The organism is Paraburkholderia gardini (genome assembly GCF_907164575.1).
Taxonomy (GTDB): Bacteria; Pseudomonadota; Gammaproteobacteria; order Burkholderiales; family Burkholderiaceae; genus Paraburkholderia; species Paraburkholderia gardini.
The window spans coordinates 1-23,583 of the sequence record NZ_CAJQYY010000034.1; the positions used below are offsets into that span (position 1 = coordinate 1).

A 23,583-nucleotide genomic window follows, 5' to 3' on the forward strand; every position below is an offset into this window, starting at 1 on the left:
AACCCCCGTATTAACCGGGCTTTCGGGCTATCACCCCGGGGGGCGGCGCGGGGTGCGCGCGGCCCATGCCGCGTCCGGGCTTCACGGCGCCGGTTGCGGCCGCAACCATCGCCGCCATCGCCGGTGCGGCTACCTTCGCAATCCGTGTCTGGTCTCTTTGTCTGAGGGTTTCCTGACCTATGAGCAGTCCACCGAATGCAGGCGCTGTGCCGCCGGAGTTGCAGGCGCCTCTTGCATTGACGCCGACGCCGCCAGCAAAGGGCGCGGGCCAGTCCGCATCGTTATGGACGTGGATCGGCGTGTTGCCGTTCTTCGTGTTCGCGCTACTGTTCCTGATTTTGCCGACAGCCATTCTGGTGGTCGGTGCGTTTCAGGATCCGCAGGGTCATTTCACGCTCGCCAACTTTCGCGACCTCTTCTCGGAGGGCGTGATCGACGCGTACTGGATCAGCTTCAAGGTCAGCGCCGCATCGGCGTTCGGCGGCGCGCTCATCGGTTCGCTCCTTGCTTGGGCGGCAGTGCAGGGCCAGTTACCCGGCTGGATTCGCCCGACGCTGATGACGTTTTCCGGTGTCGCGTCGAACTTCGCCGGCGTGCCGCTGGCGTTTGCGTTCATCTGCACGCTGGGGCGCGTGGGGCTCGTCACGGTCCTGCTCAAGAAATACACGGGCCTGAATCTCTATTCGACGGGCTTCAGCATTCTGAGCTTCACCGGTTTGACGCTGACGTACCTGTATTTCCAGATTCCGTTGATGGTGCTGATCATCACGCCCGCGCTCGACGGTCTGAAGCGCGAATGGCGTGAAGCCTGTGATTGTCTTGGCGGCACCGCGTTCCAGTACTGGCGTTACGTCGCGTTGCCGGTATTGTGGCCGAGCGTGCTGGGCGCCGCGTTGCTGCTGTTTGCGAATGCATTCGGCGCAGTGGCGACCGCGTATGCGCTCACCGGCAGTTCGCTGAATATCGTGACGATCCTGCTGTACGCGCAGATTCGCGGTGACGTATTGCACAATCCGAATCTCGGTTACGCGCTCGCGCTTGGCATGATCCTGGTGACAGGCATCTCGAATGGCGGTTATATCTGGCTGCGTGCACGCGCCGAAAGGGGGCGTCGATGAATTCCCGGTCACGTGCGGGGGCGTGGGTTGCCATCGTCGTCGGTTCGCTGTATTTCCTGATTCCGCTGATCGCGACGTTCGAGTTCAGCCTGCGCATGAAGCGCGGTGTGTACAGCTTCGAAGCGTACAGGGTGGTGCTTGGCGATGCGCATTTTCAGGCGTCGTTTGGGTATTCGATCCTGATGGCGTTGCTGACGATCGTCGTCGGCATCCTGCTGGTGGTGCCGACGGCGTACTGGGTGCAGTTGCGTCTGCCGAAGCTGCGGCCGGTCGTCGAATTCATCACGCTGCTGCCGCTCGTGATTCCGGCGATCGTGATCGTCTTCGGCTATCTGCGCATGTACAACAGCAGTTCGATTTTGCCGCTGACCGGTAACGAACGCGCTACCGACCTGCTGCTCGTATTCGGATACGTGACGCTTTCGCTGCCGTATATGTACCGCGCGGTCGATGCCGGTTTGAGCGCGATCGACGTGCGCTCGCTGACCGAAGCCGCCGAATGTCTCGGCGCGAGTTGGCCGACGATCCTCTTCAAGGTGATCTTTCCGAATATCCGCTCCGGCATCCTGTCGGGCGCGTTCCTGACGTTTGCCGTGGTGATCGGCGAATTCACGATTGCGAGCCTGCTCGACCGGCCGGCGTTTGGCCCCTACCTGCAGTTGATCGGCGCGAATCGCGCATATGAACCTTCGGCGCTCGCGATCATCGCGTTCGCGATTACGTGGGCGTCGATGGGTCTGATCCAAGTGTTCGGCTCGGCCCGCAGAACGAGTCGTGCTCCTGCGCTCGCCGCACAGAAACCCTGATGAATGAAGGCGTCCGCCATGGTATTCCTTGAAATAGAAAACCTGCACAAGACCTTTGGATCGAACACCGCGCTGCATCGCTTCGACATGAAGATCGAGCGTGGCGAATTCGTCACGTTCCTCGGGCCGTCGGGTTGCGGCAAGACGACGGTGCTGCGCATGATCGCGGGCTTCGAAAGTCCGACGCGCGGCACGATCCGCCTCGATGGACGCGACGTCACGCATCTGCGCACACGTCAGCGCAAGGTCGGCATGGTGTTCCAGTCGTATGCGCTGTTTCCGAACATGACGGTGGCGGCCAACATCGGTTTTGGGCTGCGTGTCGCCGGGCGGCCGGACGCGGAAATCCGCAAGCGTGTCGATGAAATGCTGGCGCTGATCAAGCTGCCGGATCTCGGCGACCGTTACCCGTGGCAGATGTCAGGCGGACAGCAGCAGCGTGTCGCGCTGGCGCGCGCGCTTGCCGGCAAGCCGCAGGTGCTGCTGCTCGATGAACCGCTGTCGGCACTCGATGCGAAGATCCGTATTTCGCTGCGTCAGGACATTCGCATGCTGCAGCGTGAACTCGGCATCACGTCGATTTTCGTGACGCACGATCAGGAAGAAGCATTGTCGATCTCCGACAGGATCGTCGTGATGAACGAGGGGCGCGTCGAACAGGTCGGCACACCGTCGGAAATCTATAACTATCCGCGCACGCGTTTTGTGGCTTCGTTTGTCGGCACACTCAACATCCTGACGGGACATGTGGTGGACCCCTCCACGGGCAGGATGGCCGTCGAAGGACAGGAGCTGATCACGACCCAGACGCTTGCGCCGGACGACGCTGGCAGGAAGCGCATGCTTGCCTTGCGGCCGGAAGCGATCGTGCTGGAAGCGCCAGCGCCTGGCCGCAATACGCTGGCCGCAACGGTCGAGGACGTCAGTTTCCTGGGGGCTGTCGTGCGGATTCGCGCGCGCGTGCAGGAAGCGGTCATTTCGCTCGATATCTTCAACGACCCGAATCGCAGCCTGCCGGAGCGCGGCCAGCCAGTTGCGCTGGGTTTTTCCCACGAAAATCTGCTGGTGCTCGAAGAGGGCGCCTGATTTCGGGGTGGGCCGCTACTGCGCGCTTTCCTGCCGTTTTCTGTGTTCAAATGGAACCGCCGCCGTTGTCCACAGCCGGAGGTTCCCGTTTTATGTCTGCCCCGCAAGCAGGACCGTTGTGCGCCTTTGTCGCCATGCTTCGTGTAGAGCAGGCCAGTCTGACCGAGCGCTGGATGAAGGCGGTGTTCCGCGACGACGTTCTGAACGACAGCGACAAGCTCACTTACGAGCAGCTCGCCGACCATCTGCCGAATGTTTTCGACGAAATCGGCGTCGCGCTGGAAAACGAGGACCTCGACAAGGTCGAGCCCGCCATCGAGCGTAACGCGCGCCTGCACGGCAAGATGCGCTGGCGTCAGGGCTACCGGGTCGACGAACTGGTGCGCGAGCTCGAACTGTTCCGTCAGGTGCTGACGGGCGCGGTCATGCAGTTCGCCGAGGCCCATCCCGAGTTCACGCGGCGCAGCGAGGAACGCGCGCGCTACTATATCGACGAGGCACTCAGCTTCGTCACGCTGACGTCGATTCGCGAAGTCATGACCGAGCGCGACCGCAAGATCGACGAATACACTGGCCGGCTCGAACGCGCCAACCATGAGCTGCAACTGAAGCAGCATCTCGTCAGCGACCTGTATGAATCGCGCATGCAGATCACACGCAGCGTCGTGCACGATCTGCGTAACTTCCTGAACGTGTTTTCGATGGCGCTGCAACTGGCTGCCCGCACGCCGTCCAAGACGGAAACCGCGCTCGCGCTCGCCAACCGTCAGGCGGCCGACATGAAAGCGCTGGTCGACGAACTCGTCGAGTATGCGGTCGTGCTGCGCGACGCGGATACAGTCGCGATCGAGGTGTTTTCACTGCGTGAGCTGTTCGACGAACTGGTCGCGTCGTGCCGGCCTCCGGTCGAGGCGAAAGGCTTGCGGTTCGCGACGTCCTTCGACGGGCAGCTGGCGGTCGTGTCGTCGAACCGCCTCAAGCTGAAGCAGATCGCACTGAATCTGCTGACTAACGCCGCGAAGTACACGAAGACCGGCCAGATCGGCCTGACGATGACCGGAGACGGCGACGATCACTGGCGGCTGCGTGTGTCGGATACGGGTGTCGGTATCGGCCAGCACGATCGCGAACGCGTCTTCGAGGAGTTCGAGCGCATTGCGGGCGACGACGTGCCGGGCGTCGGGCTTGGCCTCGCGATCGTCAAGGAGCTGTGCCGCGTGCTGGATGGCGAGATTCACTTCGATTCGCGCGAAGGTCTCGGCACGACGTTCGAGATCCGCTTTCCCATGGTGTTAAAACTGAAGGATTGAACCGGCGGGCGTGCGTCGGGCGACGCCGGGCGCGCGCGAATGTTCGCTGGACCGCACATCGCGGGGTGGAATGCGTGCCAGAGCACAGTCACCGTATCTATCAGATGTCATGCTGGTGAAGCTACCAGTCTTGTGACCGAACTGTTCAGATACGGAGTTCAGATGGCACTGCATCGCGACCTCACCGATGCGCAATGGAGTAGCGTGGAAGGACTCTTTATCGCGTTTCGCGCCCGCAAGGATCCGCGCGGGCGGCCCACGCGCAACACGCGCATGGTACTGAACGGCGTGCTATGGGTGCTCACGAGCTGTGCCGCATGGGCCGCGCTGCCCACGCGCTACCCGGACTACCGCACGTGCCATCGGCGCTTCAAGGGATGGTTCGATTCAGGCGTTCTGCAGCGTGCGATGCACGACCTGTACGGCGAGACCGGCGACGCGATGTGCGAAGCCGTCATTGCGCGCATGCATCGTCCGCAGCCTGGGGATCGGGGCGCGTCGGGCGGTACACCGGCTTCGGGGCGCGGGCGGGATCGTGCACGACCCATGGCTCGCGCGGTCGATTGATCATCGCCGCGGGATTGTCGCCATCGACACGCGACGATGTGATCGACACGGGCAATGCGCCGTCGGTGGCAAACCGGCAAACAGATCCAGCAGGGGCGCGTGAGCCGCGCCCCTTTCCACGTGGTTCACTGTCCGGCGACGAAACGCCGGACCTCGCACTTACTTTACCGCGTTGCCTTCACGCGTGACTTCGGCTGCGGTAGCCGACACGAACACCGCGTGTACCGTATCGCCGACCTTCAGCTTGTCGATCGAAACGTCCGGCGCCACTTCGAGCGTTTGCGTGCGATTCGGGCCGCGCAGCGTCACGAGACGCTTCTTGCGGTCGATCTTCTGCACGGTGGCCAACACTTCGACGCGGCGTGCCGATGCCACGACGCCTTCCGAAGCCGGTATCGCCGCGGTCGTCTCGACGCGTTCACGGATACCGCTCGCCTGCGTCTTGTCGACAGCCAGCAGGATTGCGTTTTTGTACGCGATGTCGACCTTGTCGCCGAGTTGCAGCTTCTTCACGTCACCGACCTGCGGATCGACGTCGACCACCGCCGCGTTGCCGCGCGGCCCGCGCAGCGTGACGCTGTTCGTCACGGTGTCGATGCCGATGACGGTCGCCTGAACGTGTACGAGTGCGGCGCCGCCGATGGCTTTCTGTCCATCGGTCGAACCGGCGTTCTGTGCGAATGCTGGCCAGGACAGCGCCACCGACAACAGCATGGCTGCCTTGATCGCCGTCGTGCGTTTCAGGCCGGTTTTCAGGGGTGACTTCATGACTGCTCCTTTTGCGTTACTGCGTTGTGTTGCGAGAGATACGTAACGTGCGGGCCCGGGTGCGGTGTGCGGCAGTCCGCCGTGAAAACCATCTGCACCCGTAACGCCTACTGGAACGTGGCACCGACGGAAAGCAGGACCGCGTTGCCCTTCGGGCGTGCCTGCACTTCGAATTCATTGACCCAGCGCAGCGACGCCGAGACCGGCGTCTTGTCGATTGCGCCGGACCACGTCACGATCGGGCCGATACCGAGTGAATGGCCGCGCGCGCCGTCCGTCTGACTGGCGAGGTCGCCGGTGTCGTCGCCGAGTTGCTGGATCCAGCCGCCGACCACGCCGACGCCCCAGCCGCCCTTGAAGCGCTTGAGCGCGAGCAGGTCGAGCACGCTGAGCGGTGCGTTGTGATAGTTGGTGGCACTGTTGGTTGTGTAGAACTCGACGCCGTAGTTCGCCGACAACTCGATTTCCTGCGCGGGGAAGAGCTTCGTGTACGAGATGGTTGGCGTGAACGTCCACGTGTTCTGGCCCGCGTTCGCAAGACGGTTCGGGTTGTAGGCGCCCGTCGGCGCGTAGATCTGGACGCTTAACGCGACGTGATCGGTCTTCGTCAGGTGATAGCCCGCCACGACCGGCGTGAAGAAGATATCGGCAAACTGGGTGGCATGGTCGTCAGGCAGGATTCCGTGAAACGACGACGCATTCGTGTACTGCACCGGCACGCCGAACGACGAAGCGAAATTCCATCCGCCCGCGGTGATGCCCCACGTCTTGACCGCATTCGCGATGCTGTACACGATCTGGTAGTTCAGACCGGCTGTGATCGTGCCCGCAACCGGCAGCGTCTTGCTCGCGCCGAGCGAGCCCTGGTAGTAGATCGTCGAGAGCGACACGATCCAGTCCGAGGTGGGCGGCACCACGCCGGCGTATGGCATCACCTGCATGCCGGTGATCGGCCGGCCGACACCGCCTTCCGTTGCGTGAGCCTGCTGCGCGAAGCTCAGGCCCGCGATCCCCACAGCCAGCGTGACGTTAATGCCGGCGCGTCGTGCTTCGTGCATCGGGCGTCCGAAGTATCGAATGATATTTTTCATCCTGGCTTTACTCCCTGTAACTTTTCCGTGTTCGCATCGTGACTGAACTGTATCGCCGCGATCCTGCATGTGAGCCCTTCGCGGAAGAAACTCCGGACGGACGGTATTTCACCTGCGAGGAACGCCATCGTGTATGCGTTCGCGCCGTTTGGTGGCTCGCCCGATGCATCGTCGTCCAGATAAAAATAGCGTGTTTCGTTCGTCATGTTGATGAAAATATTCGACTGGGCCGTGCTCATGCGCCGCGCCGTCCATCTGACATCAGCCTTTTTTCGGCTCGGGAAATTTCCAGCCGCCATCGAACACGGCCTGCCCGGGGCCGTAAATGCGCATGATCACGGTGTAAGGGCCCTGCGGCGCGGGCAGCCAGTTCGCCTCTTTCGCTGCACCGGGAGAAGTGTGCTGGACGTAGATGTCGAGCGAGCCGTCGGCGTTGTATTTCAGGCCCTGGGTGCGGTCGCCAATCGAATACCGACTGATCGGATTGGGTACAAGATGGCGCGCCGGCAGGTCGTACATCGTCATTGACCAGAAGAACTTCGCCGGCGGCAGATCCGTTTTGTCGAAGTGAATCACATACGGCTGCGACCCGACCAGCTGCTGATGGTCGCCGTCCAGACGCGTGCCGACGTAGACGGCCTCTTCCTTCGTGTTGCCGTAGATCCCCATCGCCGCCGCGACGGCCCGCTTCATGTAGTCGCCCTTGAGCGCTTCGCGGGTGCCGAAGATATCGAACGAGCTGGTGGTGTGGTTCACGGCGTCCGCAAGCGCCGCCTTGCCATCGGCGACGCCGCCTTCGATCGCCGCGCGCGTGCCGGCCGGCAACGCCGCTGCGTTGAACGGCTTGCCTGGCGCGATGCCGATCTTCGCGAAGCGCTCAAGCAGTTCCGTTTCGGACGGCGCCGGCGGCTGCGTGAACGTCAGCAGGAAATTCAGGTACGCGATGAAATCGATCGATGTCGCCTTCGCTTCATCCCATTTCGGGAAGTCCGGCCGTGGCACGGCTGGCGGCGGCGCGGTGTGTTCGAATGCCGACAGCGGCGTCAGTTTGTAGCCTTTCTGGACGGCCTGCACGTTCTTCACATCGCCCGGGCCGTTGAGCGCGGTGCGCCCGAGTGCCAGGACGATATCGGTTTCCGGGCGCAATACCTGGTCGATCCCCCTGGGCGTTTCGCCTTTCCAGTCGGGGCCGGCGAGCAGGTAATGACCCGCGCCGTTGCCGGTGGTGCGCGATCCGATATAGGCGAAGTTGTATGTGAAGAGATCGACCCACTGGAACACGTAGTAGCGGTTGTCCGGCACCTCGGGCACGGTTAGCACCCACGGCTCACGACGCAGGTCGAGCCACGCCCACGAATAGGGCGTGTCGTTGTTCGGCGTGACGATTTCCCTGTTCTCGGGACCGTAGGGCTGCGAGTAATTCCGGAACCGGCCGAAACCGCCCACGTACGACTTCGACGTCGGATCGACGGCCTGCTGGTACAGCGTCTTGTAGTTGAAGAGCATGGGGTACGCGTAGATGAACGCGTCCTTCGCGATGGCGCGCGCTTCGTCCGGCGAGACGGCGTTCTGCACCTGGGCGATTGCGGCGCCGCCGATCATGAGACTGGCTCCGAGCGCTGCGGCATGCATGAAATTCGACAGTTTCCTCACATCGATCACCTTGTCTGAAACGGTTTGCTGGCCGGGTGACGCGCTCGCGCTGCGCCACCCATATGCGTCGCACTTACTTGCCAAACGTCATGTTCAGCCCGGCGAAAATCGTAAACTGCGGCACGCCCGCACCTGAATGGGCGATGGAGTACTGCGGTTCGATGAAGGCGTTATAGATGGTGGATCCGCCTTTCCATGCCTTGCCGGCACCGAGGCCAACCGGGATGTAATAGCTGCCGTGCTGGAGGTCGAACGTCCATGTGCCGGTCGAGCGGATATACCAGCCGCCCGGCAGGTTGAAAATGCCGAAGGGCTGCGCGGTGAGCGACTGCGTGGTCGGCCGGCTGCTCTGGCCGGCGAACGAGTGTTGCCACTGGACCAGCGCGCCGAGCAGCCGCGCTTTCGTCGCGCTCACGGCGACCGCGGCGAGACCCGCCTGCCATTTGCCCGTGCCGAGGCTTGGGTCGGTTGCGGTGGGCATGGTGACGAGTGGTCCGACGCCGACCTGGAACTCACCCTGACTCAGCAGAAGGATATCGAACAGGTTGATGTCGCCGAGGCCGGTGTTGTAGCCGCCGCTCGGGTCAGGGCGCGTGCTGATGGGCACCGTGCCGCGGAAAATCTGTGGCACGCCGATCAGCCCCGGGCCTACCGGCACCGTGGGACGTAGCAGCAGATCGTTGGTATGAGCGCTCCCGCCAAACACGCTCGGCGTGTAGAAATTCTGGACGTTGAACGAGGCAGCGAGATTGAGCGGGTTGTTACTCTTGTTGGCGTCTTCCGCGGTCTGCGCGTGTGCGCCCTGAGCGATAAACAAGATTGAAAGTAGCGACACCCGGAAAAACCGGCGAGCAAGGTTCATGTTTTATATAGAAAATACGGACGCGCCGAACGCAGCTACCCATTTGCTTTCGCAAACCAGATTAAACAATACGCATATCAACTGGAGCGATAATCGGCCGCACAAGGACCGATTCCGCTGAGGTCATGGCAGAATAAAATCTTTCAGTAACTGAAATGACTGTCTGCAGACCGGCTTTGCGGTCAGCCGGTTATGAAGGTGTAGGTAGAACCGTTCTCACGCACATATAGAGAGCCTCCTTGAGGGGTAGACAGTACCTGATGCGGCGAAAAAAATGGGTTCGCATGTCCCGACGGTTCGCAGATATTAGCAAACGTTCAAATACGTCACACGCATAATTTGTAACACGGCCGAAAATTTTAACGATCGAGAGGATTATTCCGACTTAGGTACCTTGAGTCAAGGCGATGATTGCACTGGCTTGATATTTCTCAGTGGACGTGAAGACGATGGGGTATTTAAGATTTTTCCAGCAGAACCGAATCGAAAATTCAAAATAAAAAAGCCGGGCATCAAGCCCGGCTTACTGTAAATAACTTAAAAGAAACGTATCTAGCTGAAGAGCTTCATTGCCTGAATCAGCGTGTTCACAACGCCCCACGCCAGGGGAATCAGCACATAGGCCCAGAAGACCACCAGTTTGCCTTTGCTGGTCGGGTGCACGGTGTTCGATGCGGTCATGTCGGTCTCCTTACTGGCCGGCGAGCTGTGTTTCGCTCATATGATGTTTGTCGTTCACGCGCTTGACGAGCAGGTTGCAGACAAAGCCCACTATCAGCAGCACGGTCATGATGTGCACGGTCATCGTGTACGCATCGGCCTTGGCCACGCCATGCGCAACCTGATAGGCGCGGATGTAGTTGACCAGCACCGGGCCCGCCACGCCAGCCGCCGCCCACGCTGTCAGCAGACGGCCGTGAATGCCGCCGACGAACGCGGTGCCGAACATGTCCGCGAGATACGCGGGAACCGTCGAGAAGCCGCCGCCATACATCGAGATAATCAGGCAGAACGCCAGCACGAAGAGCGCGATGTTGCCCGACGCGGCGAAGCCTGGCACCGAGTAGTACAGCACGGCGCCGAACACGAAGAAGACGTAGTACGTATTCTTGCGACCGATGAAGTCCGACGCCGACGCCCATACGAAACGGCCGCCCATGTTGAAGAGCGAGAGCAGCCCGACGAAGCCGGCAGCGGCGCCCGCTGTCACGGTGTTCTTGAAGCTCTCCTGGATCATCACCGAAGCCTGGCCGAGAATGCCGATGCCAGCCGTCACGTTCAGGAACAGCACCAGCCAGATCAGATAGAACTGCGGCGTCTTCAGCGCCTGATCGATGTGCACGTGGTTGCGCGTGATCATCTGGTGCGACGTTTCCGGCGGTGTCCAGCCGGCCGGCTTCCAGTCGTGCGCCGGAATGCGGATCGCAAGGGCACCGATCGTCATCGAGATGAAGTATGCGATGCCGAGCACCACGAACGTTTCGGCGACGCCGATGCTCGTTGCGCTCTTGAAGTGGTTCATCAGCGCCACCGACAGCGGCGCTGCGATCATCGCGCCGCCACCGAAGCCCATGATGGCGAGACCGGTCGCCATGCCGCGGCGGTCCGGGAACCAGCGGATCAGCGTCGAAACCGGCGACACATAACCGAGCCCGAGCCCGATGCCGCCAATCACGCCGTAGCCGAGATAGAGCAGCACGATCTGATGCAGCCACACGCCCACGGCAGAGATGATGAAACCGCCGCCGAAGCAGCATGCCGCCGTGATCATCGTGCGACGCGGCCCGACACGTTCGAGCCACTTGCCGGCGAATGCGGCGGACAGGCCGAGGAACACGATGGCGAGCGAGAAGATCCAGCCAAGGGTCGTGAGCGTCCAGTCGTCCGGTGCGGATTGCGTGATGCCGATCACTTTCGTGAGCGGGCCGTTGAAGACGGAGAACGCGTAGGCCTGGCCGATACACAGATGCACGGCGAGCGCGGCGGGTGGAACCATCCAGCGGGAAAAGCCTGGCTTTGCGACGGTAGCCTGTTTGGAAAAGAAGCCGGACGAGCCCGGGCTCTCCGGGTGGTCGGTCATGCTGCTCATGGTCGGTCTCCGTTAAGGGGTAACTGATTGATACTTATCGGCTCTGTTGCGCTTTTTCTTTAGCGCCGGTCTTCGAGTCCTGTGCGTTGCGCGCTCCACAATATGAGGAGCGGCCCGGGTTGGCAATATGAGACGCGAATGCATAACGGGTTTGCCCGAAGGAACCCACAGATGAATCGAAACCTTGCGGACAGCGCGCCACACGACGTTTTTGCGACCCACATAGTGTGATTTGCGTTCTGTTTTCAGGGGTGGATTCAGATACCGGGACGCTTAGGGTTTTGGAGCATGCAGATTGCCGGGCGCGTGTCGCTAGCAAGACGTGCAAGACCAAACCAGTGAGGAAGCGCATGATCAGAAAACTGTCTATCCGGGCGACGTTGACCGCCGTTATTGGCGTGTTGTCGCTCATGTCGATCGCGATCGGTGCGATGGGCATTGCGGGGACGCGCATGAGCAATGTCGCGCTGCAAAAAATGTACAGCGATGACACGGGCGCACTGGTCGCCCTGCATCAAAGTTCGGAAGAAGTATTGCGTGCGCGTTTGCTGATGAACAGCTATTACGCGCTCTATGGTCTTGGCGAGCCGGACCCGGCGCTCCTCGATGAGTCGCATCGCGCGGTCACTGTCGCCGATGCGGCGTACAAGCGCTTCGACGGCATCGCCAGACAGGACGACAATCTGCGTGCCGACGTGGAGAGTCTCGCCGTCACGCGCACGAAGCTTGTTTCGCAGGCGTTGCTGCCGGCGTTCAAGGCGCTCGATACCAATGACTTCATCTCGTTCAAGCAACTCCAGGGCAAGGAGACCGAAGCGATCGCCGGCCAGTACGCGCGCGCCGTCGCCTCGCTCGAAGCACGTTTGATGCAGCGTCAGGAGGGGCGTTTCCTGAAGGCGCAAAGCCGCTTCATGCTGACCGTGCAGGTGCTGGTCGGCGTGACCGTGCTGCTGCTCGCCGTGAGCATCGCCGGTCGCATGACGTTGATGCGCGCGATCATCCGTCCGGTCGAACGTGCGATCGCACAGTTTCGCCTGATCGCGGGCGGCGATCTGTCGGGCGAAATTCCCAACGAACGCAACAATGAAATGGGCGCGTTGCTGGGCGCGCTCAGCCAGATGCAGGACGGCCTGCGCCGTACGGTGGTGACGGTGCGCGGTAGCACGGATGTGATCCATACGGGCGCGCAGGAAATCGCGCTTGGCAATACCGATCTGTCGTCGCGCACGGAACAGCAGGCGGCGGCGCTCGAGAAGGCCGCCGTCGGCATGGAAGAGCTGACGATCACCGTGCGCCAGAACGCCGACAACGCGAAGCAGGCCAACGAGCTGGCGCAGAAGGCGTCGGAAACGGCCGTCGCGGGCGGCGGCGTGGTGCACGAAGCGGTCAGCACGATGCGCGACATTTCGCGCGACTCGCAGCGGATCGCCGAGATCATCGGCGTCATCGATGGCATCGCGTTCCAGACGAATATCCTCGCGCTCAACGCGGCCGTCGAATCGGCGCGTGCGGGCGAGCAGGGAAGAGGCTTCGCCGTCGTGGCCGCCGAAGTGCGCAGTCTCGCGCAACGCACGGCAGCGGCGGCGAAGGAAATCGCTTCGCTGATCGGCAGTTCCGTTGAGCGGATCCGCTCCGGCGAAGCGCTCGTGGAGCGCGCGGGTGTCACGATGAGCGACGTCGTCGCTTCCGTGCAACGTGTGACGCTCATCATGTCGGAAATCTCGAGCGCCGCGGAACAGCAGCATCACGGCCTCGAGCAGATCAACGTCACGGTCACGCAGATGGACCAGTCGACACAACAGAACGCCGCGCTCGTCGAACAGGCCGCGGCGGCGGCGGAATCTCTGCGGGCCCAGTCGAAGCTGCTGAAAGAAGCGGTCTCCGTGTTCCGCCTGGAGACGGTCGCGATCGTCTGACGCGGCCGACTTCTGCGGTGCGCGTGGTTTCGCGCGCGCCGGGCCGGTTCTCCCCACTGCTTGTGTCTCGCCGGGCGCCCGCACGCAACCTCGCTGCGTTGGCCTGCGCATGTTGCGACCCCATCGCGCGTCGGATCGCATGTCAGCATGCCAGTCAGCGCGCACCGCGAGCGCGCATCCTTCCTACCCGTGCTACCGTGTGCCTGTGTTCTAGAAGCAACAGTCAGTGATATATCACATACGAAATATTGATTTTTGCGGCAATGCAGCATATGATTGAGTCATTCACTCACTCATTCGGAGCTTCAAATGGATTTTGTTTCTCTGTCGCTGCTTGCCATCGGTGTGGTTGGTCTGGGTTCCGCTGCCACTGTTTTGCTGACAAAATGGATTCCGCAGCCGGTTGCTGAACTTGCCGCGCTGCACGGCCGTTATGTCGGCCTCGGTGAAGCGGCCTCTGCCGCGAAACCGCATCGTGAGCGTGTTCAACAAGAGGCGATGAATGTCGTCAGAACTTCAAACTGAAATAGTGGCTACACCCGCCGTTGCACTTCCGGTCGCATCGCTGACGCTGGCACTCCAGCCGATCAATGCGACCGCCAGCCTGCGCGACCAGGCTTACGCCATGCTGCGCCAGGCCATTGCGGACGCGGATATTTACCAGTCGCGCGAGGAAATCCGCCTCGACGAACGCGTGCTGAGCGAAACGCTCGGCGTGAGCCGTACACCCGTTCGCGAAGCGATGACGCTGCTGGAGCAGGAGGGCTTTTTGCGCATGGTGCCGCGTCGCGGGATCTATATCGTGCGCAAGAGCAAGCGTGAAATCGTCGAAATGATCCAGATGTGGGCCGCGCTCGAAAGCATGGCCGCGCGTCTCGCCACCCAAAACGCGACGGACGCGGAAATCGCGCATCTGCGCCACATGTTCGATCATTTCCGCGATGCCACGCCGGCCGAGCACATCGCTGAATACTCGGACGCGAATATCGCGTTCCACCAGGCGATTGTGGAACTGTCGAAGTCGCAGATCATCCTCGAAACGATCAAGAACATCTTCATCCACGTGCGCGCAATCCGCCGCATGACGATTTCGCAGAGCGACCGCGCGTCACGTTCCATCGTCGATCATCTGCGGATCATCGAGGCGCTCGAGCAGCGCGATACCGAACTGGCCGAGCGTCTGACGCGCCAGCATTCGCTGGATCTCGCCACGTTTGTCGAGGCGAACTGCGATTTTCTCGACTGAACGGTTCACTGAAGATCAGCTTCAAGGCAACAGGGCCAGCGGTGGCGTCACCGCTGGCCCTGTTGCTGTTTACGCCCCATAAATGTGGCTGCCGGCTTCATCTCATACCACGCACGATCCGGTAAACGCCGGGAAAGCCCTCCCTTGACGCCTCATGAAATCTGGTATGTGATATATCACAACGAATCGTGAATGAATGCGGCTCGGTATTTTCCCCTGGTCAAGACATGGAGACGTGACGTGCATCCGGCCGGAAACCCAGGCCAGACGGCGCTAGAGCGGATATTTGACCAGAAAGGCAGCAGCGAAAATACGCTTGAATGAATGTGATATATCACATACCGTGTCGGTCAGGGCAGGTCGATCTTGCCGCGGATCGCAGTCATGCACGACGGACCGGTGTACACACAGAACGCATACATCATTGAAGGAGACATGACATGGGTAAAGCGCTCGACGGCGTGAGGATTCTCGACTTCACACATGTGCAGTCGGGTCCGACGTGCACGCAGTTGCTGGCATGGTTCGGCGCCGACGTGATCAAGGTGGAGCGGGCCGGTGCAGGCGACATCACACGTGAGCAGTTGCGCGATATTCCGGACGTCGACAGCCTGTATTTCACGATGCTCAACCACAACAAGCGCTCGGTCACGATCGACACGAAGAACCCGGAAGGCAAGCTGGTTCTCGAAGCGCTGATCCAGAAATGCGACGTGCTGGTCGAGAATTTCGCGCCGGGCGCGCTCGATCGGATGGGCTTCACCTGGGAGCGCATCCAGGAACTCAATCCGAAGATGATCGTCGCGTCCGTGAAGGGCTTCGGCCCCGGTCCCTACGAAGACTGCAAGGTCTACGAGAACGTCGCGCAATGCGTGGGCGGCTCGGCGTCGACAACCGGTTTCGACGACGGTCCGCCGGTCGTCACCGGCGCGCAGATCGGCGATAGCGGCACGGGGCTGCATCTCGCGCTCGGCATCGTCACGGCGCTCTATCAGCGCACGATGACGGGGCGCGGCCAGAAGGTGCTGGCGGCGATGCAGGACGGCGTGCTGAACCTGTGCCGCGTGAAGCTGCGCGACCAGCAGCGGCTCGAACGTACCGGCGTCATGAAGGAATATCCGCAGTACCCGAACGGCACGTTCGGCGAAGCGGTGCCGCGCGCGGGCAATGCGTCGGGTGGCGGCCAGCCGGGCTGGATCCTGAAGTGCAAGGGTTGGGAAGCGGATCCGAACGCGTACATCTACTTCATCACGCAGGCGCCGGTGTGGGCGAAGATCTGCAACGTGATCGGCAAGGAAGAATGGGCCACCGATCCCGACTACGCGACACCGGCGGCGCGTCTGCCGCGTCTGAAGGAAATCTTCGCCGAGATCGAACGCTGGACGATGAGCAAGACCAAGTTCGAGGCCATGGAAATCCTCAACGGGCACGACATTCCGTGCGGCCCGATCCTGTCGATGAAGGAAATCGCGGAAGAGCCGTCGCTGCGCAAGACCGGCACGATCGTCGAAGTCGATCATCCGACGCGCGGCAAGTATCTGACGGTCGGCAATCCGATCAAGCTGTCGGACAGTCCCACTGAAGTGACACGCTCGCCGCTGCTCGGCGAACACACCGACGAGGTGATGGCTGAACTCGGCTACTCGCTGGAGCAGATCAGCGCGCTGCGTGTGGCCGGCGCCATCTGACGCTTTCGTTCATGCGGGAAGATCGAACTTCACTTACAGGGAATTGATCGTGGAAACCTGGATGCGCTTCAAGTCGAATGGCGGCAACATCGTCTTCGGCCGTGTTGAAAACGGCTATCTGCACGAATACGCAGGTCTTCATCATCCGGTGCCGACGGGCGCCGTGCTATCGACGCGCGCGCTCACGCAGATCGCGCCCTGCGCGCCCGGCAAGGTCGTCGCGCTGTGGAACAACTTCCATGCGCTCGCCGCAAAACTCGACAAGCCGGTGCCGTCGCATCCGCTCTTTCTGATCAAGCCGGCGGAATCGGTGATCGGGTCCGGCGATCCGATCCGGCGCCCGGTCAGCTACGCGGGCAAGATCGCCTACGAAGGCGAACTCGGCATCGTGATCGGCAAGCGCTGCCGCAACGCGAGCATCGAGGAGGCCGCGGCGTCGATCTTCGGCTACACGATCGTCAACGACGTGACGGCGGCCGAACTGCTCAACGAGAATCCGCACTTTCCGCAATGGTGCCGCGCGAAGGGCTTCGATACGTTTTGCTGTGTCGGTCCGGCGATCGTGTCGGGTCTCGACTGGCATGCGTGTCACGTCGTGACGATGGTCGACGGCGTGGAGCGGCAGAACTATCCGTTGTCGGACATGGTGTTTTCGCCGGCGGAGCAGGTCAGCATGATTTCTCACGACCTGACACTGGAACCGGGCGACGTAATCGCCTGCGGAACGTCGATTGGCGTCGGGTCGATCAAGGATGGCGCGACCGTTACGGTTTCGATCGAAGGCATTGGTACGTTGAGCAATATCCTCGCCTTGACGGGCAAGGGCACAGAACAGGCCGCTATCACGGCCGCGAGTATTTCCGTCTGATCTGGGCGACGCCGTACCACGGCGTCGCGGGAGGAGGAGACATGCCGGAAGAATCAGGCAATGCCATCTATGCAATTGTCGGCGTTCTGTTGATTGTTGCAGGTGCAACGTTTTGCGCGCGGACGGTTCGCCACCGCGACCTGCTGCACAGGCCGGGTTTCCTGACACTGCTTGGCAGCGGTGTCGGGCTGATGGTGACCGGCGCGGGCTTCGCGCGCTATCTGCTTGCCACGATGCCGGTGGGCATCGAACGCGTCGAATCATGCGTCGCGGTGTTTATCGGCGGACTCGTGTTTGCCGGCTGCGCGATTGCGTTCTTCAAGCTACACGGCCTGCTCGTGGATCGTAACGCTGCGTTTCCCGGCTACAAGATCGTCAACATCGTCGCGCTGCTGCTGTGTGCGTGGCTCGGCTACGCGTTCGTGACGGAAGACACCCATAACTTCGACGTGGCCGCGCTCTTCGCGATGAGTCTGCTTGCCGCCGCGCTCGGCGCGCACATGATGACCGCCGCCGATCACGAACCCCATGCGCCCGCGTTCGCGATACCCGGTGCGCGTGTTCATGCGCGCTGCGGCGTCATGCACCGGCGCGGCATCCTGGAGCGCATCGAATGGCGCGGTGACCCTTCACACGTTGTACCCGGCGACGATTTCTCGACGCCTTGCTGGTCGCTGCGCGACGAATGCGGCGTCCAGCGCGCGGGCGCGTACCGGCGCGACGTCGAATGGCGGTATCGCGGCAGGCAGCGTTATCGCGCGATGCGTCACCCGGTGGGTGCGCCGCCGAAGTGAGCAGGAATGAGAATGCACGCGCACTGCATGAGGCGCGTGCAGGCAGGGTTGTATCGAATCAGGCGCCGCGTGCCGGCGTGAAGGCATCGAAGTACTGGCTCTTCTTCTGCAGGATCAGCCGGGCCAGAAAGTCGGCGTCGTAGGCCTTGTGCAGATGGGCGTGAAACCGCTCGATGTACGCGGTAATACGCGCGAGTTCGCAGTTGAACTCGTTGAGCGCATCGAGCGTGTCGCGGTCCCAGCGGAACCGCAAGCCGAGGTCGCTGAATGCCGCGTTCCATGCGCTTAAGTGTGCATCGTCAGGACTGTCCGCAATGACGCGGCCAGCACGCGAGGTGGTATGAGACTGAACCGAAGCGTGGTTGATCATCATCGGGCTCCCAGGCGGTCGAGTGAAATGGCTCGACTCAAGCATAGGCATGCGCACCGATCGGCAATAGTTAAAGTTTTATTGGAAAACCATACGCTATCGCTTATACACGCCCGAATCCTTCAGGTTGGTGATCTGTTCGATGAGGTTCGCGCCTTCTTCCATCAGGAAGCGCTTGAACGCTTCGGCGACGGGCGGCAGGCGCTTGTTCTTGCGATGCACCACGTACCAGTTGAGCATGACCGGGAAGCCTTCCACGTCCAGCACGGCGAGATTGCCGACCTGCAGTTCGAGGCTGATCGTATGCGCGGACAGAAACGCGATGCCCATGCCCGCGATGACCGCCTGCTTGATCGTTTCCGTGCTCTTGATCTCCATCGCGATCTTCAGATTCGTGAGCCGGCCGGCGAAGCCTTCTTCCATCGAATTCCAGGTGTCGGAGCCGCGCTCGCGCACGATGAACGCCTCGTTCGCCAGCTGGCTCAACCTGATGTTGCTCTTTCTTGTGAGCGGATGGCTGGGCGGCGCGACGATGACGTAAGGGTGCGGCGCGAACGGCTCGTTGACCGAATCCATTTCGTGCGGCGGACGAACCATCACCGCGAGATCTGTCTGGTTGGTCGACAGCTGGTGCAGCAGTTCCTCGCGGTTGTGTACCGCAAGATTGAGCGTCACGCCCGAGTAGCGGCGCGTGAATTCGGCCAGCAGGCGCGGAAAGAAGTAGTCGCCGGCGCTGATCACCGCCACGTTCAACGTGCCGCCCGAGACGCCTTTAAGCCGGCCCATCGCTTCGTCGACTTCGTGGAACTGCTGGATGATCGCGCGGCTGTAGTGAAGCATCTCCGTGCCGGCGGGCGTCAGGTAAATCTTCTTGCCGAGCTGCTCGAAAAGAGGGAGCCCGGCGTGATCCTCAAGCTGACGGACCTGGGTGGAAACGGCCGGCTGCGTGAGATGCAGTTCCTCTGCCGCGCGCGAAAAACTGAGGTGCCGCGCGACCGTTTCGAAGACCTTCAACTGGCGAAGTGTTGCGTTTCTCATCGTCATTGGCCGATGTATAAGCAAAGGTGAATCTACATAATAACAAACTTTAATTATTAGTTATTGAGCAATGACCCTAGCATGGTTCTGTAAGACGACGGTCTTTCATGCGTGGTACGCCGGGTTAACGCGTAGGGGTCCGAGCATATGCAGTAAGGGTTTGATCCGGTTAAAGCAGGATAAACAAAGTCCGTTCTTTCAGTCTGATGATTTTCGCATTGCTTTTTATAAGGAATTATATTTGGGCAATGCAGGTGTCGAATATTCCCGATGGAGTTAATTTTCGGGTCTTAACTATAAGGTGGCATGGATGCAACATGGCGATCAGGCCCGTTGCACTGAATAGATAGCGGAGACAAGACACATGAACGTTCTTACCCAGCAACCGCCGGCCCCTTCTTTTATAGGGAACCGGTGGACTCAACTCGTCATTGGCATGGTGTGCATGGCACTCGTCGCCAATCTTCAATACGCATGGACGCTGTTCGTCGGGCCGATGAACGCGCGGCACCACTGGGGGCAGGCATCGATCCAGCTGGCCTTTTCGATTTTCATCCTGACCGAGACGTGGCTCGTGCCGGTTGAGGGCTGGCTGGTCGACAAGTTCGGTCCACGACCGGTGGTCGCCGTCGGCGCGCTGTGCGCGGGCGTCGCGTGGATCATGAATTCGTATGCAACGACCTTGCCTGAGTTGTACGCGGCCGCGGTGATCGCGGGTCTCGGCGCGGGCGGCGTGTATGGCACGTGCGTCGGCAATGCGCTGAAACTGTTTCCGGACCGGCGCGGGCTCGCGGCCGGACTGACGGCGGCGGGTTTTGGCGCCGGCGCCGCGGTCACGGTGATTCCGATCGCCAACATGATCACGCGCACGGGCTACGAACATACGTTCCTGTTCTTCGGCATCCTGCAGGGCGTATGCATCTTCGTGCTGGCGCTGCTGCTGCTCAAGCCGGCGCCGCGTCCGGCGTCCACCGCGAAGCGGAAGTTCGCGATGAGCAAGATCGATTACACGCCGGGCCAGATGATCAAGACACCGGTGTTCTGGGTGATCTACGCATCGTTCGTCGCGGTGGCCGCGGGCGGCCTGATGGCCACCGCGCAGATCGGCCCGATCGCGAAAGATTGGGGCCTCGCCAAACTGCCGATGAACTTCTTCGGCATGACGCTGCCGCTGCTCACGATGACGCTCTCGGTCGACAACATCTGCAACGGCTTCACGCGTCCTTTCTGCGGTTTCATCTCCGACAAGATCGGCCGTGAGAACACGATGTTTTTCATCTTCATCGGTGAGGGGCTCGCGCTGCTCGGCCTGATGCAGTACGGCAGCAACCCGTATGCGTTCATGACGTTCGCCGCATTGATCTTCCTGTTCTGGGGCGAGATCTTCTCGATCTTCCCGGCGATCTGCGCGGACACGTTCGGCAGCAAATATGCGGCGGCCAACGCGGGCACGCTGTATACGGCGAAGGGCACGGCATCCTTGATCGTGCCGATCGCCTCGGTGCTCTCGGCGACGGGCGGCTGGAACCTCGTGTTCATCGTCTCGGCGGTCATCACGATCGCGGCCGGCATCTCGGCGAAGTTCATTCTCGCGCCGATGCGCTCGCGCTGGGTGGATGCGAGCGAAAACCCGGTCGTGCAGACCAAAAGCGCCTCCCGACTGAGCCACTGGCCGGAGCAGACGGGTGAATAAACCACGGCCTTTAGCGTCATGAATATCTCGCTTCATCAACTGAGAGTGTTCGTTGCGGTCGCGCGCCAGCGGAGCTTTACCCGCGCGGCGCGCGAATTCGATCTCACGCAGTCGGCGGTCAGCCGCTGCGTGAGAGAGCTCGAGGAAGCGATCGAGCTGCGGCTCTTCGACCGCACGACGCGTCAGGTCGAACTGACGACGGCCGGCGCCAGTCTCGAACGCCGTATCGGCCGTCTGCTCGACGAAATCGACATCACGCTGCGCGAGGGCCGTGCCGCGCACGAGAGCCATACGGGCGTCGTGGTGATCGCGAGCAATCCGGTGCTGTCGTCGAGCTGGCTGCCCGGCGGCCTTGCACGCTGCGCGGCCGCTTTCCCCGATCTGATCATCTCCGTCAAGGACGTCCCGCAGGCGGCCGTGCTGGCAGGCGTCGAGCATGGCGAAGTCGACTTTGGCGTCGTCTCCGATTTCGATCCCGCTGCATACACCGGCATGCACGCGCAGGTGCTGTTTTCCACGCCGCTGTGCGCGGTATTACCCGAAGCTCATCCGCTCGCGCTGCGTTCCACGCTCGCTTGGAACGCGCTCGACGACGTGCCGCTCGTCACGCTGAACGCGGATGCCGGCAGTCGCGCGAGCGTCGACCGCGCGCTTGGCGCGTTGCGCCCGCGTGCGCGTCCGGTTCAGGAACTGGGGCACGTGGCCGCTGTTCTGCGCATGATCGAACTCGGGCTCGGCGTCGGGGTTCTGCCTGTCGACGCACACTGGCCCGCGCATTCGGGTCGTACCGTCACCCGGCCGCTACTTCCGGAAGTCTCGCTTGTGACGATGCTCGTCCGCCGCAAGAACCGCTCGCTCCGGCCGAACGCGGAAGCGGTCTGGTCGCAGTTCTTCAAGGAAGCACACCCTCAGGGCCAGGTCGATGGCGCGGCCCCGATGTGGCCGGGCGTCGGTCCGCGCACGCTCGCGGCGATACCCGGCAATGGCACGGCGTTACGAACGCCGTAGCCCGCGCGGTCCTGTGCTTTTGGACGCGCAATGAATGACTTTTGCAAGGAGCACGAAAATGGACATTCGAACGAACGCGGACCTCAAACGCCATGACCTGCTGATCGACGGCAAGCGCGTGCCGCCTGGCGGCGGTGAATACTCCGTCGATGTGAATCCCGCTACCGAAGAACCGATCGCGCTCGTCGCCCAGGGCAGCGCGGCGGACGTCGACAAAGCGGTCGCGGCCGCGCGCGCCGCGCTCAAGGTGTGGAACGCACTGCGCGCCGCGGAACGCGGACGCATCCTCAACCGCTTCGCCGAACTTCTGCGCACCCATCAGGATGAAATCGCCGCGCTCGAAAGCCTCGACGCGGGCAAGCCGATCGCCTCGGTGATGCGCCAGGACGTGCCTGCCGCGATCGACACGCTCGCGTACTACGCCGGCTGGTGCGACAAGATCAACGGCCAGGTGGTGCCGGTGCGCCCCGACGCGCTGACGTACACGCTGCGCGAGCCGGTCGGCGTGGTCGCCGCGATCGTGCCGTGGAATTTTCCGTTGATGATCGGCATGTGGAAGATCGCGCCGGCACTCGCATGCGGCTGCACGATGATCGTGAAGCCCGCTGAAATCACGCCGCTGTCGGCATTGCGCATCGGCGAACTCGCACTCGAAGCGGGCGTGCCGCCGGGCGTGCTGAACATCGTGACCGGCAAGGGGCGCGTGGTGGGCGACGCGCTCGTCGCGCATCCGGGCGTCGACAAGGTTACGTTCACGGGATCGCCTTCGGTGGGCCGCGGCATCCTGCAGGGCGCCGCGGGCAACTTCAAGCGCGTGACGCTCGAACTCGGCGGCAAGTCGGCGAACGTGATCTTCGACGATGCGAACGTCGACAACGCCGTGCGCGCCGCCGCATCGGGGATTTTCTTCAACACCGGGCAGGTGTGTTCGGCGGGCTCGCGCATTCTCGCGCATCGCAACGTGTACGACGAAGTGGTCGAGCGGCTTGCGGCGCGGGCAAAAGCGATCCGTGTCGGCGACCCGACTTCGCGCGAAACGGCGATGGGCCCGCTCGTTTCCGCGACGCAGATGAAGACGGTGCTCGATTACGTCGATATCGGCCGGAACGAGGGCGCTTCGCTCGTGACTGGCGGCGCGCGGATCGGCGAGCGCGGCTTCTTCGTCGAGCCGACGGTGTTCGCCAACGTCGAGCACGAGATGCGTATCTCGCAGGAGGAAATCTTCGGCCCGGTGGCGAGCGTGATTCGCTTCAACGACGAAGCCGACGCGATCCGCATCGCGAACGGCACGCTTTATAGCCTCGCGGCCGGCGTGTGGAGCAGGGACATTGGCCGCGTGCATCGCGTCGCGCGTGAACTGCGAGCGGGCACTGTGTGGATCAACACGTACGGCTATACCGATGTGCGTCTGCCGTGGGGCGGCTCGGGCGACTCGGGCTTCGGACGCGAGCATGGCGATGTCGCGATCGAAAACTTCACGGAGCCGAAGGCGGTGTGGCTGTCGCTCGATCATTGAGCGACATGCTGCGTTGATGGGTTGATGCGCTGTCGGATTGGGACCGAAAGCGAAGGGGACCGGATGCGACGCATCCGGTCCCCTTCGTCGTTCAGG

At 61.9% G+C, this 23,583-nt stretch carries 22 protein-coding genes; 14 read left to right on the forward strand and 8 right to left on the reverse strand.

Going from position 1 to position 23,583, the window contains the following annotated elements; genetic code table 11:
• Window positions 1-179 precede the first annotated feature (179 nt).
• From LPA34_RS23385 to LPA34_RS23405, 5 genes are all read left to right on the forward strand, one after another.
• Entirely contained in the window at window positions 180-1,118 is a 939-nt protein-coding gene (locus LPA34_RS23385; protein ID WP_228982735.1) for an ABC transporter permease, read from the forward strand.
• On the forward strand, window positions 1,115-1,924 hold the full coding sequence (locus tag LPA34_RS23390) for an ABC transporter permease (protein WP_228982737.1): 810 nt from the start codon (window positions 1,115-1,117) through the stop codon (window positions 1,922-1,924). Before LPA34_RS23385 ends, LPA34_RS23390 begins: the two co-directional genes overlap by 4 nt.
• 18 nt (window positions 1,925-1,942) lie before the next feature.
• A complete protein-coding gene (locus LPA34_RS23395) occupies window positions 1,943-3,010 on the forward strand; it encodes an ABC transporter ATP-binding protein (protein ID WP_228982739.1) in 1,068 nt (355 codons plus the stop codon).
• A 92-nt stretch (window positions 3,011-3,102) separates the two neighbouring features.
• On the forward strand, window positions 3,103-4,320 hold the full coding sequence (locus tag LPA34_RS23400; RefSeq protein ID WP_228982741.1) for a sensor histidine kinase: 1,218 nt from the start codon (window positions 3,103-3,105) through the stop codon (window positions 4,318-4,320).
• Window positions 4,321-4,482: 162 nt separating this feature from the next.
• Entirely contained in the window at window positions 4,483-4,887 is a 405-nt protein-coding gene (locus tag LPA34_RS23405) for a transposase (protein ID WP_228982744.1), read from the forward strand.
• A gap of 159 nt (window positions 4,888-5,046) precedes the next feature.
• Here the strand turns inward: LPA34_RS23405 and LPA34_RS23410 are convergent, their stop codons facing one another.
• The 6 genes from LPA34_RS23410 to LPA34_RS23435 form a co-directional block, all read right to left on the reverse strand.
• Window positions 5,047-5,655 (reverse strand): copper-binding protein, encoded by a 609-nt coding sequence (locus LPA34_RS23410; RefSeq protein WP_228982747.1) that lies wholly within the window; start codon window positions 5,653-5,655, stop codon window positions 5,047-5,049.
• A 107-nt stretch (window positions 5,656-5,762) separates the two neighbouring features.
• Window positions 5,763-6,746, reverse strand: a complete 984-nt coding sequence (locus LPA34_RS23415; RefSeq protein ID WP_228982749.1) for a SphA family protein — start codon at window positions 6,744-6,746, stop codon at window positions 5,763-5,765.
• Between the two features lie 261 nt (window positions 6,747-7,007).
• Entirely contained in the window at window positions 7,008-8,348 is a 1,341-nt protein-coding gene (locus tag LPA34_RS23420; RefSeq protein ID WP_228982752.1) for a DUF1254 domain-containing protein, read from the reverse strand.
• Between the two features lie 124 nt (window positions 8,349-8,472).
• Entirely contained in the window at window positions 8,473-9,234 is a 762-nt protein-coding gene (locus tag LPA34_RS23425; protein ID WP_228982754.1) for a hypothetical protein, read from the reverse strand.
• Between the two features lie 579 nt (window positions 9,235-9,813).
• On the reverse strand, window positions 9,814-9,942 hold the full coding sequence (locus LPA34_RS23430) for an MFS transporter small subunit (protein ID WP_228982755.1): 129 nt from the start codon (window positions 9,940-9,942) through the stop codon (window positions 9,814-9,816).
• 10 nt (window positions 9,943-9,952) lie between these two features.
• On the reverse strand, window positions 9,953-11,350 hold the full coding sequence (locus tag LPA34_RS23435; RefSeq protein WP_228982756.1) for an L-lactate MFS transporter: 1,398 nt from the start codon (window positions 11,348-11,350) through the stop codon (window positions 9,953-9,955).
• 350 nt (window positions 11,351-11,700) lie between these two features.
• On the opposite strand from LPA34_RS23435, the gene LPA34_RS27015 reads away from it, so the two are divergent.
• The 6 genes from LPA34_RS27015 (at window position 11,701) to LPA34_RS23470 (ending at window position 17,862) form a co-directional block, all read left to right on the forward strand.
• The gene (locus LPA34_RS27015; RefSeq protein ID WP_324251779.1) at window positions 11,701-13,266 is read left to right on the forward strand and encodes a methyl-accepting chemotaxis protein; all 1,566 of its coding nucleotides are present in this window, start codon (window positions 11,701-11,703) and stop codon (window positions 13,264-13,266) included.
• A gap of 309 nt (window positions 13,267-13,575) precedes the next feature.
• Window positions 13,576-13,791, forward strand: coding sequence for a hypothetical protein (locus tag LPA34_RS23450; RefSeq protein WP_228982757.1), 216 nt, complete (start codon window positions 13,576-13,578; stop codon window positions 13,789-13,791).
• Window positions 13,769-14,512, forward strand: coding sequence for a GntR family transcriptional regulator (locus LPA34_RS23455; RefSeq protein WP_228982759.1), 744 nt, complete (start codon window positions 13,769-13,771; stop codon window positions 14,510-14,512). The genes LPA34_RS23450 and LPA34_RS23455 overlap by 23 nt, the downstream gene beginning before the upstream one ends.
• Before the next feature lie 440 nt (window positions 14,513-14,952).
• Window positions 14,953-16,200, forward strand: coding sequence for a formyl-CoA transferase (frc, locus tag LPA34_RS23460; RefSeq protein WP_228982762.1), 1,248 nt, complete (start codon window positions 14,953-14,955; stop codon window positions 16,198-16,200).
• 49 nt (window positions 16,201-16,249) lie between these two features.
• Complete coding sequence (locus LPA34_RS23465) at window positions 16,250-17,068, forward strand: fumarylacetoacetate hydrolase family protein (RefSeq protein ID WP_228982764.1); 819 nt, start codon at window positions 16,250-16,252, stop codon at window positions 17,066-17,068.
• 41 nt (window positions 17,069-17,109) lie between these two features.
• A complete protein-coding gene (locus LPA34_RS23470) occupies window positions 17,110-17,862 on the forward strand; it encodes an NAD(P)(+) transhydrogenase (Re/Si-specific) subunit beta (protein ID WP_228982765.1) in 753 nt (250 codons plus the stop codon).
• Between the two features lie 58 nt (window positions 17,863-17,920).
• On the opposite strand, the gene LPA34_RS23475 is transcribed toward LPA34_RS23470, so the two are convergent.
• Together LPA34_RS23475 and LPA34_RS23480 are read right to left on the reverse strand one after the other, a co-directional pair.
• The gene (locus LPA34_RS23475) at window positions 17,921-18,229 is read right to left on the reverse strand and encodes an HAD family hydrolase (RefSeq protein WP_228982886.1); all 309 of its coding nucleotides are present in this window, start codon (window positions 18,227-18,229) and stop codon (window positions 17,921-17,923) included.
• A 99-nt stretch (window positions 18,230-18,328) separates the two neighbouring features.
• A complete protein-coding gene (locus LPA34_RS23480; RefSeq protein WP_228982766.1) occupies window positions 18,329-19,276 on the reverse strand; it encodes a LysR family transcriptional regulator in 948 nt (315 codons plus the stop codon).
• Between the two features lie 358 nt (window positions 19,277-19,634).
• Between LPA34_RS23480 and oxlT the strand changes: the two genes are divergently transcribed.
• Genes oxlT through LPA34_RS23495 form a run of 3 tightly spaced genes read left to right on the forward strand, consistent with a single transcriptional unit; the run spans window position 19,635 to window position 23,487 of the window.
• The gene (gene oxlT, locus LPA34_RS23485; protein WP_228982767.1) at window positions 19,635-20,963 is read left to right on the forward strand and encodes an oxalate/formate MFS antiporter; all 1,329 of its coding nucleotides are present in this window, start codon (window positions 19,635-19,637) and stop codon (window positions 20,961-20,963) included.
• 18 nt (window positions 20,964-20,981) lie between these two features.
• The gene (locus tag LPA34_RS23490) at window positions 20,982-21,971 is read left to right on the forward strand and encodes a LysR family transcriptional regulator (protein WP_228982768.1); all 990 of its coding nucleotides are present in this window, start codon (window positions 20,982-20,984) and stop codon (window positions 21,969-21,971) included.
• 58 nt (window positions 21,972-22,029) lie between these two features.
• Window positions 22,030-23,487, forward strand: a complete 1,458-nt coding sequence (locus tag LPA34_RS23495) for an aldehyde dehydrogenase family protein (protein ID WP_228982770.1) — start codon at window positions 22,030-22,032, stop codon at window positions 23,485-23,487.
• Window positions 23,488-23,583 lie beyond the last annotated feature (96 nt).